The organism is Achromobacter sp. ACM02 (assembly GCF_014851605.1).
GTDB classification, from domain to species: Bacteria; Pseudomonadota; Gammaproteobacteria; order Burkholderiales; family Burkholderiaceae_B; genus Achromobacter; species Achromobacter aegrifaciens.
On sequence record NZ_JACUZY010000004.1, the window covers coordinates 70,422 to 87,113 of the forward strand.

Here is a 16,692-nt window from a genome sequence, read left to right on the forward strand (position 1 = left end):
GCGGGCCTGGGGTCTTGCGCCCCGATCCCGCTTCGGGTTTGCTTCGCCTATGCGGCCTTGGCCCTGTCCGCAGCCGCCAGCTTCGCGCACACGGCCGCCGTGACTTGCTCCGTGGTGGCGGTTCCGCCCAGGTCGCCCGTGTGCAGAGAAGGATCGGCAGTCACGCTTTCGATCGCCTGCATCAGCCGCGCGGCGGCCTGCGTTTCGCCCAGGTGCTCCAGCAGCATGACCACGGACCAGAAGGTGCCGACCGGGTTCGCCAGGCCCTTGCCCATGATGTCGAAAGCCGATCCGTGGATGGGTTCGAACATGGAGGGATAGCGGCGTTCCGGTTCGATGTTGCCGGTGGGCGCGATACCCAGGCTGCCGGCCAGCGCCGCCGCCAGGTCGCTCAGGATGTCGGCGTGCAGGTTGGTGGCGACGATGGTGTCCAGCGAGGCGGGGCGGTTCACCATGCGGGCGGTGGCCGCGTCGACCAGTTCCTTGTCCCAGGTCACGTCCGGAAACTCGCGGCTCACCTCCATGGCGATCTCATCCCACATGACCATGGCGTGGCGCTGCGCATTGGACTTGGTGACTACCGTCAGCAACTTGCGCGGACGGGATTGCGCCAGCTTGAAGGCGAAGCGCAGAATGCGTTCGACGCCCGCGCGGGTCATGATGGACACGTCGGTCGCGGCTTCCAGCGGATGGCCCTGGTGGACCCGGCCGCCCACGCCGGAGTATTCGCCTTCGGAGTTCTCGCGCACGATGACCCAATCCAGCTGTCCCGGCGCGCAGCGCTTGAGCGGCGCGTCGATGCCGGGCAGGATGCGCGTCGGACGCACGTTGGCGTACTGGTCGAAGCCCTGGCAGATCTTCAGCCGCAAGCCCCACAGGGTGATGTGGTCGGGAATGTGCGGATCACCGGCAGAACCGAACAGGATGGCGTCCTTGCCGCGCAGCGCATCCAGGCCGTCGGCCGGCATCATCACGCCGTGCTTGCGGTAGTAGTCGCCGCCCCAGTCGAAATCCTCGAACTCGAAACTCAGGCCGCCGTCCCGGGCCAGTTCCTGCATGATGCGCTGTCCGGCGGGTATTACTTCCTTGCCGATGCCGTCGCCGGGGATGGTTGCGATGCGATAGGTCTTCATGTGCCGACTGGGCTCCTTGCTGGTGAGATGCTGTCGGCACTGTACTGAGGCCCGCGGCCTGCGGGCGCCGTGGAATTCACAACATCTTTTACCTGGAGTTGAAGGTGGCAGACGGAGAAACCTGACGCACATGAAAAAACAGCGCCCGCATGGGGCGCTGTGTCAGGTTGCGGCCATGAACCAGCCGCGGGGCGCGCTGCGATCAGCAGCGGCCGATGTTCAGGTCGGAGATCAGGTTGTTGAAGTTCTGGCGCAGGCTGTTGGCGTCGTCTTCGATGGTGGGACGCATCATCTTGAACGCGCCGGTGCGCGCGGCGTCTTCCTTGTAGCGGCCATTGTTGGTGTGTTCCAGGATCTTGCGGCCGGAGGCCAGGAAGCCGTTGACGTTCATCATCATGCCGGAGCAGCCCTTGGCGTCGGCTTCACGCGTCTTCTTGTCGAAGCCCAGCGCCATTTCGTTCATCTTGTCCAGCTCCTGCTTGAACGCGTCCTGGTCGGCGCCCAGGCCCTTGCCCTCAAACACGCCCGAGGCCTTGTCCATCGTGGCCTTGCCGTAATAGACCATGCCGGCGCGGTAGTAGGCGACCGTGTCCTTCTTGGCTTTCTCGAAGGCTTCCTTGGTGTTGGCCGTGTCCTTGATGGAGATGCCGCGGTAGAAGCCGTTCTCCGCCTTCACGACTTCGGTCAGCGCCGCGACATAGGCCGGACTCTTCTCGCGCGCCAGTGCGCCGTTGTCGGACAGGAAGGTCTTGGCTGCGGCATAGTTCTGCAGTTCGTGGCTCAGCGGCGCCAGCTTGCCCAACGCATCCGAGAATTCCTTGGCCGGCCCGTCGATCTCGGCGATGGGCGTCGTCATCGCCAGCGCGCGGTCAAGCTTCTCCTTGGTGCGCTGGATCGTCGAATCATTGCTGATGACAAAATCCTTGAGCGGCTTGCCTTCCTTCAGCGCCGGGACGGCATAGGCCTCGTAGCGTTCCAGCGCCTGCTCGAAAGTCGTGGAAATGCTGTTGGCGGTGTCGACGTACTGGTTGTACTTGGTGATCTCGGCCTGGGCGGTGGCCGCCTCGGGCGCTTTCGCTTCCTTCTTGGCGCTATCGTCGCCGCACGCGGCGAGCGCCAGCGTGACGGCCAGAACTGCGGACATGCGCAAGGGGCGCGGCATAAACATCTTTGTTTCCTGTTGCGGGTTGCTCTGAAGGGGACGCATGATATGCCCATCAGATGCTTAACAAGCTACAAATCTATTCAACCCTGTCACAAGAATTTTCAAGCCATCTCTGCTCGTGATCCAGCAGCCAGCGCTTGCGGTGCAGTCCGCCGCCGTAACCGGTCAGGGCTGCGTCAGCGCCCACGATGCGGTGGCAAGGCACGACGATGCCTATGGGATTCGCCCCATTGGCCGCGCCCACCGCTCGCACGGCTGCGGGACGCGCGATGCGATGCGCCAGCGCGCCATAGCTGATCGACTGGCCGCCCGACACTTCACGCAACGCCCGCCACACTTCCCGCTGGAAGTCCGTGCCGCCCGTGGCCACATCCAGCGCGTCGATGGCGCGCACGTCGCCGTCGAAGTAATCCAGCAGCGCGCGCCGCGCGGGCGAGGCCTGGGCCGCATCGCGCAGCTCCACGTTCTGATGGCGGTACTGCCTGCGCAGCAACAGATGCATGCGCGCTTCGTAGTCCTCCCAGTCGACCGCCCGCAGGCGCCGCTGCTCGTCGCTCAGGATCAGCATCAGGCCGATGGGCGTGGGTACGCGTTCAAGCAGAAATGTCTGGGTACGGGCTGGCATGGGATGGCCTCCTGCGATGATCGACGCAAACAATATAGGCTGGGGAGCAAGCCATGCGCTGGCGGTTTTCGGACAGGAATGCCGCATCCACAACACTGTCCGAAAACCGCTAGATCCGACGCCCGCCGCGGCGTTAGCATGATTCCATGGACCTGAACCACGACGCCTGCTACAGCGCCATCCAAGTGCGCGACTCCCGTTACGACGGCCGCTTCTTCACGGCAGTGAAGACCACGCGCATCTATTGCCGCCCGGTCTGCCCCGCGCGCACGCCATTGTCGAAGAACGTCACGTTCTACGCCACCGCGGCGGCGGCGCAGGAAGCCGGCTATCACCCCTGCCTGCGCTGCCGACCCGAGACCGCGCCGGAAGTCGGACCCGGGCATGAACTGCCCGACAGCGTGGCGCGCGCGCTGCAACTGATCGAACTGGGCGCGCTGGACGAGGACGGGGTGGACGCGCTGGCGCAGCGCCTGGGCGTGGGCGAACGCCAGTTGCGGCGCCAGTTCCGCCAGCACCTGGGCGCCTCGCCCGTGGCCGTGGCCCAGACGCGGCGCGTGCTGCTGGCCAAGCAGCTGATCCACGAAACCCGGCTGCCGATGGCGGAGATCGCTTTCGCGTCGGGCTTTGGCAGCATCCGCCGCTTCAACGAGATCTTCCATGACCTGTTCGCGCGCGCCCCGGGCGAGCTGCGGCGCTCCGGCAAGCCGGAAGTTTCCGCGGCGCAGGAAGGCGAGATCAAGTTGCTGCTGCGCTACCGTCCGCCCTATGACTGGGACGCCATGCTGGCTTTCCTGCGGCTGCGCGCGATTCCCGGCATCGAACACGTCACGGACGACAGCTATGCGCGCACTGTCCTGCTGGACGGCTGCCAGGGCACGGTGACGGTGCGCCCGGGCCGCGGCGATGCGCTCGAGGCCACGGTGCGCTTTCCCCGGCTGCAAGCGCTGCCGGCCATCATCGCGCGCCTGCGCCGCGTCTTCGATCTGGCCAGCGATCCGGTCGCCATCGCCGCGCAGTTCGCCAGCGATCCCGTCATGACCGAACTGATCCGCGCGCGGCCCGGCCTGCGCGTGCCTGGCGCCTGGGACGGCTTCGAGCTGGCCATGCGCGCCGTGCTCGGGCAGCAGATCACGGTGGCTGCGGCCATACGCCTGGCCGGCAAGCTGGTGGCCGCGCACGGCGCCGCCATGACCCGTCCCGAAGGCGCGCTGACGCATGTGTTCCCCTTGCCTGAAGCCGTGGCGCCGGCGGAGCTTGCGTCGCTGGGCATGCCGCGCAGCCGCGCGGCCACCTTGTCGGCGGTCGCCGCGGCGGCAGTGGCGGACAAGCATCTGTTCGATGCCGCCGGCGGCCTGGAAGACGCAGTGCGCCGGCTGTGCACGATACGCGGCGTGGGCGAATGGACGGCGCAATACATCGCGCTGCGCCAATTGCGCGAGCCGGACGCGTTTCCGTCCGCCGACATCGGCCTGATCCGCGGACTCGAAAGACTGGAAGCGCGGACCTATACCCCGGCTCAATTGCTGGCCCGCGCCGAAACCTGGCGGCCTTGGCGCGCATACGCGGCGCAGCACCTGTGGACGGCCTGAGCGCGGCCCGGGTTCACCACTGGTCTTCCGCGCCCTTGCGGAAATACGCCACCAGGAAGTCCACGAACACGCGCACCTTGGCCGACAGGTGGTGCCGTTCCGGAAAGACAGCGTAGATGTCGGCTTGCGGCAAGGCGTAGTCTTCCAGCACCTGCACCAGCCTGCCGCTGCGCAGATAGCGCGCCAGATCCCATTCGGCGCGCTGCAGGATGCCCAGGCCGGCCAGGCCCCAGGTCAGCGTCACTTCCCCGTCATTGCTGCTGAGGTTGCCGCGCACCTTCACGGTCTCGCTGCGGCGTCCCTTGGTGAAACGCCACAGGCCGTACGCGGCTTCATTCTGCCGCAGCACGATGCACTGGTGCCGCGCCAGGTCGTGCGGCGTGGCAGGCACTCCGTGGGCCTTCAGGTAGCCCGGCGACGCGCAGACCAGGCGCCGGTTAGGCGCGATCTTGCGGGCGATGAGGCGGGTGTCGGGCAGGTCGCCGAAGCGCACGGCCACATCGACGGCGTCCTGCACGAAGTCGGCCGGGCTGTCGGTCAGCTGCAATTGCAGCGACACCTCGGGATATTTCCGAGCGAACTCCGCAATCGCGGGCGCGATGTAGCTGCGGCCGAAACCCAGCGGCGCGTTGATCTTGAGCAGGCCGCGCGGACTGTCCTGGCGGCTGGCGATCAACTGGTCCAGGTCTTCGATCTCGCCCAGGATGCGGCGGGCGTTCTCCAGGTAGACCTCGCCTTCCGCGGTCAGGCTCAGGCGTCGCGTGCTGCGATTGACCAGCCGCACGCCCAGCCGCGCCTCGATCTGGGCCAGCCGCTTGCTGACCGCGGCCGGCGTGACGCCCAGCTCGCGGGCGGCGGCGGACATGCCGCCGGCGCGCACCAGTTCGACGACCAGCTGCAACTCGTTGGAATGTCCCATGGCCCCTCCAGGTCCGCAGGGTGCGCGGCACCCTGGCGCGGGGCGGATCAGTCGCGGAAGTTTTCGAACTGCAGCGGCAGGTCGACGTCGGTCTTCTTCAGCAGCGCGATGGCGGTCTGCAGGTCGTCGCGCTTCTTGCCGCTGATGCGCAGCTTGTCGCCGTTGATCTGCGATTCCACCTTGAGCTTGGCGTTCTTGATGGCGGCGATGAGCTTCTTGGCCACCGGCTGCTCGATGCCTTGCTTGATGGTGACCTTCTGGCGGGCGCCACCCAGGTTTTCAAGGGGATCGGCCACGTCCAGGCAGCGCACATCGATGCCGCGGGCCGACAGGCGGCCGCGCAGGATGTCCAGCATCTGCTTGAGCTGGAAGGCGCTGGAAGCGACCTGGGTCACGACAAATTCGTCGAGCTCGAACTTGGCGTCGGTGCCCTTGAAATCGAAGCGGGTGGCCAGTTCGCGGTTGGCTTGATCGACAGCGTTGGAGAGTTCGTGTTTGTCGACTTCGGAGACGACGTCAAAAGTAGGCATGACACGGGGTCCTGTTGGGTAAATGTTGAAAAAGGCGAATACCAGCGTAACGCCTATTTTACCGGCCCCACAGCCCGAGTCACGCCATCAGCACCAGCAGGCGGCCGGCCTGCAGGGGATGCGCGATCACCTGCGCGTCGATACCGTAGGCCAGATACAGATTGGCCGGCGTCAGGACCTCTGCCGGCGTCCCCTGGGCGATGCCGCGTCCGCCGCTGAGCAGCAGCAGGCGGTCGCACCAGCGGGCGGCCAGATTCATGTCGTGCAGGATCACCAGTACACCCGTATTGCCGGCATGGGCCAGCTCCCAGGAGCGCCGCAGCAGGTCGCCCTGGTGCTTGGGATCCAGGCTGGCGGTGGGTTCGTCCAGCAAGAGGTAGCGCGGCTCGTCGCGTTCGCGCGCGGCATGGCATTGAACCAGTACGCGGGCGAACTGGACGCGCTGCTGTTCGCCGCCGGACAGCTCGGGATAGCGCCGCCCGGCAAGATGCGCGGCGTCGGCCTCGCCCAGCGTTTGCGTCACCAGCGCGTCCACCACGGATGGCGCCAACTCCGGGAACGGATAGGCGCCCATGGCGACCACCTCGCGCACGCTCAGGTCGAAGGTCAGCCCCGGCTTTTGCGGCAGCACGGCGCGGCGGCGCGCCTGCTGCCGGTGCGGCATGGCGGCAAGCGAGGTTTCGCCCAGACTCAGCTGGCCCGCATCGGCAGGCAATTCGGCTGACAACACGCCCAGCAAGGTGGATTTGCCGGCGCCGTTGGCCCCCAGCAGGCCCACGACTTCTCCCGGACGAATGTCCAGCGATACATCGGTGAGAATGCGCGCTGCGCCGCGATTCACCGTCACGTTTTGCGCGGTTAGCGTCATCCTATCCTCCGTCCGCGCGCCAGCAGCCACAGAAAGAACGGCCCGCCCACCAGGCCCGTCACCAGGCCGATAGGCAGCTCCGCCGGCACCACCACGGTACGCGCCAGCCAATCCGCGAGGATCAGCGCCAGGCCGCCGGCCAGGATGGTCGCAGGCAGCAGCCAGCGGTGATTGGCGCCCAGTGTCATGCGCACCAGGTGCGGCACCACCAGGCCGACGAAGACAATGGTGCCCGTGGCGGCGACCAGGGGCCCGACGATGAGCGCGCTGGCCAGCACCAGCCTGGCCCGCACGCGCTTGAGCGTGTAGCCCAGATGCTGGGCCTCGCGCTCGCCCAGCAGCAGCGCGTTCATGACGCGCCACTGGCTCATCAGCCACAGGCTTACCAGCAGCACCCAGGGTCCCAGGAAGGCCAGCACCTTCCAGTTCGCGCCGCCCAGGCTGCCCATGTTCCAGAACGTCAGGTCGCGCAGCTGCGCGTCGGTGGCGACGAAGGTGAACAGGCCGATCAGGCTGAACGCCATGGCCGTGATGGCCACGCCTGCCAGCAACAGGCCCGCCACGCCCGGCACGCGCCGGCCCACCGCGTAGGCGCAAAGCGTGGCCAGCAGGCTGCCGGCGAAGGCGGCAGGCGCGGTGATCCAGAAGCCGCCGGACGTCAGCACGATGGCGGCCACCGCCCCCAGCGCGCCGCCCGCCGAGATGCCGATCAGGCCGGGTTCGGCCAGCGGATTGCGGAACAGCGCCTGCATGGCCGCGCCAGACACCGCCAGGCCCGCGCCCGCCACCAGCGCGAACAGCACGCGCGGCAAGCGGATATCGATCAGCACATTGCGCCACAGGGCAGTCTCCGGCGTGGGCGCGCCCCACAGCAGGGTCGGCAGCTCGCGCAAGGGGATCGCCACCGCGCCGTTGGCGGTGGCGGCCACCACGGCCAGCATCAGGGCCGCTGCCAGCAGGCCCAACGCCAGCGGCGCGCTAACGCGCCATGACATGCGCAACCTCCTGCTTGAGCTGGGTCAGCGCCAGCGGCAGGCGCGGTCCCATGCCCAGGATGAGCAGGTCGTCCATCACGACGACGCGCCGCTTCGCGGCCGCCTGGGTGGATGCGATGCCAGGCATGCGCAGGAAGGCGTCCATGCCGCCGCCGGCGTCCAGCGATGCCTGCGTCACGATGATCAGGTCGGGCGCCAGCGCCCCCATGGCCTCGGCCGACAAGGGCTTGTAGCCATGCTGGTCTTGCAGCACGTTCACCAGCCCCGCCAGGTGCATGACTTCGTTGGCGGCGGTGTCGCGGCCGGCGCCTTGCGGCGAGCCTGTGCGATTGATCAGCAGCAGCGCCCGCGCGCGCGTCGCGGGTACCGCCTCGGCGCGCGCGAGCTCGCGCGTGACGTCTTCCACCATGCGTTCGCCCGCCGGCGCCACGCCCAGCGCATCGGCAATGCCGCGGATGCGCGACTTGAGCGAATCCACCGACGGCGCGTCCGACACGGTGACGACGCGCACGCCGACGTCCGCCAGGCGCTTGAGCGCGTCCGGCGGTCCGGCCTGCTCGGAAGCCAGCACCAGATCGGGCTTGAGCGACAAGACGCCTTCCACCGGTACCGAACGGTAGTAGCCGACGCGCGGCAGCTTGGTCGCGGCCTCGGGATAGAGGCTGGAGAGATCGTCTCCCACCAGCTTGTCGCCCTGCCCCAGCTGATACACGATCTCGGTCACGGTGCCGCCCAGGGTCACCACCCGGGCGGGCGGCTCCGCGTACGCCCCGAGCGCGATTGCCCAGCCCGCCGCCATTGCCAACCATTTTTTCATCGCTACGTCCTTATGGGCTCAGGCGGCCAGCGGCACGCTGCACAGGCTGATCATCAGTTCGCGCCATTGCGCCAGCTCCGGCTTGCCGGGCTTGCGCTCGCCGAAGAACTGCGCGATCAGGTCGCCGGTGGCGGAATACAGCTCCAGCGAGGTGACCCAGCCGTCCGTGGTCGGTTTGTTCACCACCCAGGCGGACGCGATGGCGGTGGTGTCCAGGTGCAGGTTGAACTTGGGGTCCAGCACGTTGTACCAGGGGCCGGTGCGGCGCAATTGCTGCACCGGGCCGGTATGGATCTGGATCATGCCGCGGTTGCCCACGAAGCACATGATGGACAGCCCGGACTGCGCCGCGGATTCCAGCATGCGTTCGACGGCATCGGCCGGCACCTGCTGCGCCAGGTCCTCGCCCGCGGCCGCCAGGGCGGCCAGGCGCGACACCTTGAACTTGCGCAGCAGGGGGAAGAATTCGTGCGTGTCCTGCATGCCCAGCCAGGCCTCGCGCCACTGCGCGCCGTCCTCGACCCGGTCGGCGTCGGCGGCGGGCGCATAGGGCTGGGTCTCGGGCCATTGCGCCTCGCCCGCGAACTTGGCGACCAGGGCATCGTAGGCGGAGGCATCGGTGGCGTCGGTGCGGTAGACCTTGTGCACCGCCACGCCCGCGCCGTCGAAGAACTGCAGGCTGTGGCGGCCGTCCTGCTCGACCGCCCAGGCCGACTTCCAGGCCGTGAAGAAAACGCGCAGGTCGATGTCCGGCCCCAGCACCAGGCCTACCGGACCGTCGGCCTGGATGTCCTCATACACGCCGTGACGCTCGTGCACACACCAGTCGTTGCGCGTCAGCGCCATGACCGGGCCCAGCGTGCCCAGTTCGCGGAAGATCTCCTGGGGCGTGCCGTGCAGGGCGGTGGCCTTCAGGCCGCTGCATTCGGCCGCGACCCACTCGGCTTCGGACACTCCCAGCGATTGCGCCAGGTTGCGGGCGCGCAGCTTGGGTTGCGAGGCGGCCAGGGCCTCGTTGCGAGCGCGCAGTTCCTGGGCGCGGGACATGAAATCGGTGTTGCTCATCGTGGGCCCTCCGGCCGTTGCTAAGGTTTGCGTAGACCGCCGCCGTCCCGGCATTGCCCGGACCGGCGGCGGGTCAGGATCAATACTGGTATGTCAGTGAGACGCGCAGGCTGCGTCCCGGTTCCGTGTACCAATCGACCGGCCGCGGAATGGCGATGGCGCCGGCGGTCGGCACGTTGATGGCCTCCCAATACTTCTTGTCGAACAGATTGAAAACGCCTGCCTGCACCTGCAGCCCCTTCACCGCGGCCGGACGCCAATAGCCCATCAGGTCCACCACGCCGTAGCCGGGCGCCTGGAAATCGGGATTGCGCGCCGTGGCCGTGGCCTCGGGATACTCGACCTTGTCGCGCTTCAGGGCGGTAGTCAGCATGGCGTCCACGCCCCACACGTCGCGGCCGTAGCCCAGGCCCAGCACCGCCTTCAGCGGCGCCACCGAGTTCAGGTACTGCCCCGTGCTCTCGTCCTTGCCCACGGCCCACGCCAGCGAGCCCCAGGTGCGCCAGCCTGGCGAAAACTTCCAGTGCGCGCTGGCTTCGGCGCCATAGATGCGCACCTTGGCGCGATTGACGTTGCCGGTCACGCCCAAGGGATACTGTCCGGCCCAGCCCGGCTGCCACTGGGGCGAGGACGCGTTCAGCGGCACGTCGCCATCGATGAAGTTCTGGTAGCGGTTGTCGAACAACGATACCGCGCCGCCCAGGGAATCGGAACCGATCTTGGCACCCAGCTCCCAGCCCTTGCTGGTTTCGGGCTTCAGATAGGGATTGCCCACGCGCAGGTAGGTGCCGGGGCCGCCGTAGTTGGTGTAGAGCTGGGTCGGGCTGGGCGCCTTGAAACCGTAGGCGTATTGCGCGTAGAGGCTCAGCTCATCCGCGGCCTTCCAGGTGGCCAGCAGCTTGGGCGAGAAACGGCTGCCGCTGTTGGACGGCGGCAGCGCGCCTGCGTTCGGGTTGCTTTCGTAGCTGGCCGTGGACTGCGGCTTCTGTTCGTAGTGGTCGTAGCGCAGCGCCGGCATGATGGTGTAGCGGCCGTCGGCGAAGCTGAATTCGTCCTGCACCCACAGGGCCCATTGATTGCCCTTGGATTGCGGCACATCGGCCTGGTTGGTGTGCAGCATGTCGCACAGGCGCGGGCCGAAAATCGGCCGCGGTGCGCCGGGAGGGATCACGGGACAATTGTCGTAGCCCCCGGAATACTGCTCGGTCTTGTTGCCATACCACTCCCCGCCTACGGTCCACAACTGCGACACCGAGGCGCCCGCCAGGCGCTTGGTGACTTCGGCATTGGCGCCGAACATGGTCTGCCGGATGGAGTTGCTGCGGCCATAAGGCCCACTGGGATAGCCGTAACGGAACGGATCGCCCGGTATGGCGTAGGCCCGGGAATCGACGCTGCGCACGCCGCTCAGCGAGCTGTCCAGCTGCAGGCGCTGCCAGTAGACGACCGCGGTGGCCGTGTCGATCAGGCTGTCCGCACCGGGCGCCTTGTACGAGTAATCGAGCGACACCCGTTGGCGCTCGGTTTCCTTGCGGGTGCTGTTCTCGCCGTACAGATAGCTGGTGCCCGCGCCCTGCTCGAACATATTGTCGATGTCGGCGTTGCGCTTGAAGTATTCGCCGGTCAGGCCGAAGCGGTGGCCGCCTTCGACGCGCTGCTGCAGCTTCAGCAGGAAGCTGCGCTGGTCGTAGTCTTCCGGGCTGGGTTCGCTGCGCTTGGGTCCGTAGCCGCCCACGTCGCCGCGGTTGTCCAGGGCATGGCCGTTGCGTACGCCCGCCTGCACCAGCCAGAACGTATTGCTGTGGATCTGGCCCGCCAGGGCGGCGTTGGCGCCCCAGCTGCTGTCGGCCGTGTCGTAGTCGGTCTTGGCCAGCGCGCCGAAGGTCTTGCCGTCTGTCAGCAGGTCCGACGGTTGCAGCGTGTACAGGTCGGCAGTGCCGGAAATCGCGCCGGAACCGCCGCCGCTGGCGTCGGCGCCGCGCACGATGTCCAGCCGCGACAGGCTGTTGAAATCCACCGCTTCTAGCCCGCCCTTCAGGCCGCGCGCGCCGTCGTCCAGCCACGGCAGGCGGATGCCGTCCACGCGCGTCAGCACGCGATCCTGATCCAGGCCGCGGATGTTGATGCTGTTGGTCGTGCGGTTGAAGCTCACGCCGGGCTCGGCGCGCTTGCCGAAATCGCTCCAGTTCTTGACCTGCAGTTCGTCCAGGCGCTTGCGGTCGGTGCTGGTTTCCCAGGCCGGCGCGACCGGCGCGCCCTCGCCTTCCACCTGGACGGGCGCCAACTGCGTCACATCCGCGGGCATTGCCTGCAACACGTAGACGCGGGCGCTGCGCTCCTGCACGCCCAGGCCGCTGCCCGCCAGCAAGCGCGCAAAGCCCTCATTCACGGAATAGACCCCATCGAGCCCCGCCGTGCGGCGCTGGCCCACCAGCGCCGCGTCGAACAGCACCGTCACGCCCGCGCTGTCGGCAAAGCGCGGCAACGCCTCGGCCAGCGTGCCCGCGGGAATGCGATAGCCGCGCGCCTGCGTCTGCTGCGCGGATTGCGCCCACGCGGCGCTTGCGGGCAGCAAGGCGGCGGACAGCGCGGACAGCGCCAGGGCGGCCTGCACGGCGGCGGCTAGATGCGTCATGCGGCATTGCAGGCCTCGGGCTGGTCGGGAGCCGCTTGCGCGGCCGGCGGGGAGATAAGCCATGGTCGTCCTTTCGATCCAAAAGGTGTCGGCATTCGTTTGCCTCTACAGACCATGACCCTCGTGAAATCCGAATCGGACAGCTGGCCCTCCACTTTTTTGTAACAGCGCGGGTTCAGGCCTCGGCTGCCGCGCGCAAGGTGATCGTCACCCAGTAAGGCGTGCGATAGCGCACCTGCACCGGCAAGGTCGCGGGCAGTGCCGCCAGGACCGCATCGGTGTCGCGCACCTGGAACGCGCCCGAGATGCGCAAATGCGCCGCCTCGGGATCGCAACGCAGGATGCCGGAACGGTAGCGGCCCAGTTCGGCGGCAAAGGCGTCCAACCGCATGCGGTTGGCGTACAGCACGCCGCGCTGCCAGTCGCTGGCATGCGGGTCCGCGGGGGATGGCGGCGATGCGCCCTCTTCCGTCAGGCTGCTCTGTTGGCCAGCTTCCAGGCTGATCAGACTGCGCGGATGCGCGGCGCTGCCGACGCGGACCCGCCCTTCCTGCACGCTGACGCGGCACAGGCCGCCTTCCTGGCGCACGCAGAAACGCGAGGACTGCGCCTCGATGTCTCCCTGGCTCGTGCGCACCACGAAGGGCCGCGGCGCAGGCGCCGTGTCGGCCACGGCATGCACCGCGATCTCGCCGGCGCGCAGGCGCACCAGCCGGGCCGTGGAGCTGTACATCACGTCGACGGCGCTGGCTGTGTTCAGCAGCAGCGTGGATCCATCCGCCAGCGCCACTTCGCGCCGCTCGCCCGGCGCGCTGCGGTAGTCCGCGGTCCAGTCGAGCGGATCGGCGCGCCAGGCGGCCCAGCCGACAGGACCGGCCACCACCAGCGCAATCAGTGTCTTGAGCGCGGCGCGGCGGCTTCTGAGCTCGGGCCGGTTCAAGGTCGCCATACCCAGCGCCGCCGGGATCAGGCCGAAGCGTTCGTTCACGCGCTGCGCGCGCTGCCAGGCGTGCTCGTGCTCGGCCTTGCTGGCGCGCCACAGTTCACAGGCCCGCTGGTCGGCGTCGGTGGCGCGGCCCGAACTCAGCCGCAGCAGCCAGCGCGCGGCCTCGCGCGCCACGCTGCGTTCGACGGCGGGCAGTTCGGACGCCGCCTCGGCCTGGGCGCTCAGATCGACGCCATGATGCATTGTTCGAATCCCTTGGCGATGTAACGGTGCACGGTGCGCAGCGACACGTTGAGGCGGGCGGCGATTTCGCCATGGCTCAGTCCTTCCAGCTGCGCCATCAGGAAGGCCTGGCGGGCCGGCAGGGACAGGCCAGCCAGCATCTCGTCGATTTCCTGCAGCGTTTCCAGGATGATCAGGCGCTGTTCGGCCGAGGGCGCCAGCGCCTCTGGCATCAGGGCCAGGGCTTCCAGATAGGCCTGCTCCACCGAGCGCCGCCGGTGGTGATTCAGCAGCAGGCGCTTGGCGATGGTGGTGAGATAGGCGCGCGGTTCGCGCAGGGCGTCCAGTTCATGGCGGTGGCGCAGCACCCGCACGAAGGTGTCCTGCGCCAGATCGGCCGCGTCGAAGCTGTTGCCCAGCTTGGCGCGCAGCCAGCCATGCAGCCATCCGTGATGAGCGCGGTACAGCAGTTGGACGTTGTCGCTGGCGGCGACCGCGGGATTCGGCACGGGTGGCTCCCTGAACTTTCAATCACAAATAGAAATCAATCTCATTCTAAATGCAAAACCATGATTCCGGTCAAGTCCGCGCGCCGCGCTTGACGGCGATATGATGGGGACGGATTCCTCCCTACAGGCCTGCCCCATGCTCTATGCCGCGCTCAAATTCATCCACCTGATGGCCGTGATCCTCTGGGTCGGGGGCATGCTGTTCGCGCACTGTTTCCTGCGGCCGGCGGCCGCGCAACTGGAACCGCCGGTCCGGCTGCGGTTGATGGCGTCGGTGCTGGGGCCATTCCTGAATGCCGTGCTGGCGGCCATCGTGCTGATCCTGTTTTCCGGCGCGCTCATGATCGGCCAGGAAGCCAGCCAGGCCGCGCAGACGGGCGGCTCCTTCTTCATGCCGCGCAGCTGGACCCTAATGGCCTCGGGCGGCCTGGTCATGACGGCCATCTACGCCTACATCCGCTTCGTGCTCTACCCGCAGTTGCGGGCGGCGGTCGCCGCATCCGACTGGCCCCAGGGCGGCCAGGCCATGGGCGGCATACGCCGCTGGGTCGGCATCAACCTGCTGCTGGGCATCGCCATCGTGGCCATCGTCTTTTTTGCGTAGGCGGATATCAGCCGGCGCCCGCCAGCTATCGGGCATGCGCAGGCTGGTATCGGAATTCTTTTGCTTGGTGCAATACGCATTACATCCGCGCTGGCCACACTGCGGATGACTCTCGCGGGCCTACACAAACAAAAGGAATCTCCATGATCAAGCGTGTCTTCCAGCTGGCCGCCCTCGGCCTGTTCGTATCCGCCTCGGCCGCGCATGCCGCCGCCCCCATCGACAACAGCGCCCTGGACCAGACCGGGTTTCGAGAACACAAGGCAACTTATGGCGTGGTCTACCGTCTGCCACAGGACGTCAACGCCATCCTGGACGCCAAGATCAATGGCACGCTGAAAGCCGACCTGCTCAAGCTGGGCCTTAAGACCGAGGCCGAAACGCCCAACATGCCGCACGTGACGGTGGTGCACATCCACAGCGCCGACCCGCAAACGCCCGCCCGCATGCTCAAGGCCCTGCCCAAGCCGCCGGCCCCGCTGCAGGTCACGCTGAAGAATTTCTATCCCACCGAAGCCGCCAAGGGCGCGGGCCATCCGTGGTGGCTGGACCTGGGCGTGGTCAAGAGCGGCCAGGGCTTCGAGGACATGATGCGCTACAACACCGTCGCCACCGCCGCCCTGGCGCCGCTGCGCGACGGCCCCTTGCCGCGCGTCACCGGCCCGGTCTACGCCAAGATGGGCGACGCCGGGAAAGACCTGGTCAAGACCATGGGCGTGAGCGGCGTGAACATCATGCAGGACGGCAAGGAAGTGCGCGCGCACAATCCGCACACCACCCTGGTCTACAGCATGGCGATGTACGACACGCGCCTGCAGGACGCCATGAAGCAGGAGTCCGACAAGTTCAACGCCGTGCTGCCGGACGGCATCAACACCACCTTCAAGGACGTGTCCATCGTCGAGATCGGCTTCGCCGGCAACGTGGTGCGCGAGATCTACCGCGTCAGCCTGGAAGACGGCTCGGCCATCGACGTGGCGACTGGCAAGAAGGTCGGTTCCTAAGCCGCACGGGCTGCGGGAGCGTCCACGCGTTCCCGCAGCACCTCGCGGATCTGCCCGCGCAGCCAGGCCTGCAACGGCGACGTATGCAGGCGCCGCGGCCACACCATCACCAGTTCGATCTTGCGCAGGCTGGCAGGCAGTTCCAGCGTCGCCAGCGGGAAATGCCGGCCATGCACCTGCGCCACGCTGGCCGGCATGGTGGTGGCGTAATCAGTGTCCAGCAGCACATAGGGCGTGATGCCGAAGCCGGACAGGTAGGCCGAAAATTCCAGCCGGCTGGCATCCGGCTTAAGCGCGCGGTCGAAGTTGGTTTCCCGGCCATACATGTGCGCGAAGGCGAACCACTTGATGGACGGCAGATCCGCCAGCGCCAGCGCGCGCTTGCCTGCCCAGGGATGCCGCGCCGACACCACGCACACGCGCCGGTCCTTCAGCAGCGTATCGCGATGAAAACGCGCCGGCACCTTGCCGAACAGGCCGATGGCCATGTCCAACCGCTCCGCGTCCAGATCGTCCGGCACGAAGTCTCCGTGCACCGACTGGAAGCGCAGTGTGATGCCTGGCGCGGCGCGGTGCAGACGCTCGATCAGCGGCGCTGCCAGCAGGATCTCGCTATGCGCGCCGGTGCCGATATTAACCACGCCGCTGGCCTTGGCCGGGTCGAAAGCCTCGGCCGGACGCAGCGCCGCTTCGATCTGCGCCAGCGCGTCATGCACCGCCGAATGCAGTTCCAGCGCCCGCTCCGTCGGAATGAATCGGCCCTTCACCACCACCAGCAAGGGATCTTCCAGCCGGCGGCGCAGGCGCGCCAGGTCACGGCTGATGGCGGGCTGCGTCTTATGCAGCAGGGCTGAACTGGCGGTGGCGCTGCGAGTGCGCATCAGGACGTCGAACGTCAGCAGCAGGTTCATGTCCAGCCGGCGCAGATAGGGCAAGGATTGGGCGTCGCTCATGCCGCCCATACTATGCCTGAAATGCATGCATTGAAAATTCCATACCGTTTTCGACATATACAGCTTGCGCAGCCAGCATTGGGCAAGGCGGTCAGCCTTGGCTACAGTCC

At 67.4% G+C, this 16,692-nt stretch carries 16 protein-coding genes; 3 read left to right on the forward strand and 13 right to left on the reverse strand.

Annotated elements, in window-relative coordinates; genetic code table 11:
- Nucleotides 1-47 precede the first annotated feature (47 nt).
- The 3 genes from IB258_RS12855 to ogt all read right to left on the reverse strand — a co-directional run bounded on the left by IB258_RS12855 (nt 48) and on the right by ogt (nt 2,923).
- Nucleotides 48-1,133, reverse strand: coding sequence for a tartrate dehydrogenase (locus IB258_RS12855; RefSeq protein WP_192352663.1), 1,086 nt, complete (start codon nt 1,131-1,133; stop codon nt 48-50).
- Nucleotides 1,134-1,335: 202 nt separating this feature from the next.
- Nucleotides 1,336-2,301, reverse strand: a complete 966-nt coding sequence (locus IB258_RS12860; RefSeq protein ID WP_054451631.1) for a DUF3829 domain-containing protein — start codon at nt 2,299-2,301, stop codon at nt 1,336-1,338.
- A gap of 73 nt (nt 2,302-2,374) precedes the next feature.
- Nucleotides 2,375-2,923, reverse strand: coding sequence for a methylated-DNA--[protein]-cysteine S-methyltransferase (gene ogt, locus IB258_RS12865; RefSeq protein ID WP_192352664.1), 549 nt, complete (start codon nt 2,921-2,923; stop codon nt 2,375-2,377).
- A gap of 146 nt (nt 2,924-3,069) precedes the next feature.
- On the opposite strand from ogt, the gene IB258_RS12870 reads away from it, so the two are divergent.
- The gene (locus IB258_RS12870; protein WP_192352665.1) at nt 3,070-4,515 is read left to right on the forward strand and encodes an AlkA N-terminal domain-containing protein; all 1,446 of its coding nucleotides are present in this window, start codon (nt 3,070-3,072) and stop codon (nt 4,513-4,515) included.
- A 13-nt stretch (nt 4,516-4,528) separates the two neighbouring features.
- On the opposite strand, the gene IB258_RS12875 is transcribed toward IB258_RS12870, so the two are convergent.
- The 9 genes from IB258_RS12875 to IB258_RS12915 form a co-directional block, all read right to left on the reverse strand.
- On the reverse strand, nt 4,529-5,434 hold the full coding sequence (locus tag IB258_RS12875) for a LysR family transcriptional regulator (protein ID WP_054451633.1): 906 nt from the start codon (nt 5,432-5,434) through the stop codon (nt 4,529-4,531).
- A 47-nt stretch (nt 5,435-5,481) separates the two neighbouring features.
- A complete protein-coding gene (locus tag IB258_RS12880; RefSeq protein WP_054451634.1) occupies nt 5,482-5,964 on the reverse strand; it encodes a YajQ family cyclic di-GMP-binding protein in 483 nt (160 codons plus the stop codon).
- Nucleotides 5,965-6,043: 79 nt separating this feature from the next.
- Nucleotides 6,044-6,832, reverse strand: coding sequence for a heme ABC transporter ATP-binding protein (locus IB258_RS12885; protein WP_119451781.1), 789 nt, complete (start codon nt 6,830-6,832; stop codon nt 6,044-6,046).
- Nucleotides 6,829-7,773: an iron ABC transporter permease gene (locus tag IB258_RS12890; protein ID WP_225590395.1), complete on the reverse strand. Its 945-nt coding sequence runs from the start codon at nt 7,771-7,773 to the stop codon at nt 6,829-6,831. The genes IB258_RS12885 and IB258_RS12890 overlap by 4 nt, the downstream gene beginning before the upstream one ends.
- A 37-nt stretch (nt 7,774-7,810) precedes the next feature.
- Entirely contained in the window at nt 7,811-8,644 is an 834-nt protein-coding gene (locus IB258_RS12895; RefSeq protein ID WP_192352667.1) for a hemin ABC transporter substrate-binding protein, read from the reverse strand.
- 18 nt (nt 8,645-8,662) lie between these two features.
- Complete coding sequence (locus tag IB258_RS12900; RefSeq protein ID WP_125471911.1) at nt 8,663-9,709, reverse strand: hemin-degrading factor; 1,047 nt, start codon at nt 9,707-9,709, stop codon at nt 8,663-8,665.
- Nucleotides 9,710-9,788: 79 nt separating this feature from the next.
- On the reverse strand, nt 9,789-12,344 hold the full coding sequence (locus IB258_RS12905) for a TonB-dependent receptor (protein ID WP_225590374.1): 2,556 nt from the start codon (nt 12,342-12,344) through the stop codon (nt 9,789-9,791).
- A 175-nt stretch (nt 12,345-12,519) separates the two neighbouring features.
- Nucleotides 12,520-13,533 (reverse strand): FecR domain-containing protein, encoded by a 1,014-nt coding sequence (locus tag IB258_RS12910; protein ID WP_119451778.1) that lies wholly within the window; start codon nt 13,531-13,533, stop codon nt 12,520-12,522.
- On the reverse strand, nt 13,512-14,021 hold the full coding sequence (locus IB258_RS12915; protein ID WP_054451641.1) for a sigma-70 family RNA polymerase sigma factor: 510 nt from the start codon (nt 14,019-14,021) through the stop codon (nt 13,512-13,514). The genes IB258_RS12910 and IB258_RS12915 overlap by 22 nt, the downstream gene beginning before the upstream one ends.
- A gap of 136 nt (nt 14,022-14,157) precedes the next feature.
- Between IB258_RS12915 and IB258_RS12920 the strand changes: the two genes are divergently transcribed.
- Together IB258_RS12920 and IB258_RS12925 are read left to right on the forward strand one after the other, a co-directional pair.
- The gene (locus IB258_RS12920) at nt 14,158-14,625 is read left to right on the forward strand and encodes a CopD family protein (protein ID WP_054451642.1); all 468 of its coding nucleotides are present in this window, start codon (nt 14,158-14,160) and stop codon (nt 14,623-14,625) included.
- Between the two features lie 143 nt (nt 14,626-14,768).
- Complete coding sequence (locus tag IB258_RS12925) at nt 14,769-15,629, forward strand: hypothetical protein (protein WP_054451643.1); 861 nt, start codon at nt 14,769-14,771, stop codon at nt 15,627-15,629.
- Here IB258_RS12925 and IB258_RS12930 read toward each other — a convergent pair.
- Complete coding sequence (locus IB258_RS12930) at nt 15,626-16,582, reverse strand: LysR family transcriptional regulator (RefSeq protein ID WP_192352669.1); 957 nt, start codon at nt 16,580-16,582, stop codon at nt 15,626-15,628. The genes IB258_RS12925 and IB258_RS12930 overlap by 4 nt on opposite strands.
- Nucleotides 16,583-16,692: the final 110 nt, after the last annotated feature.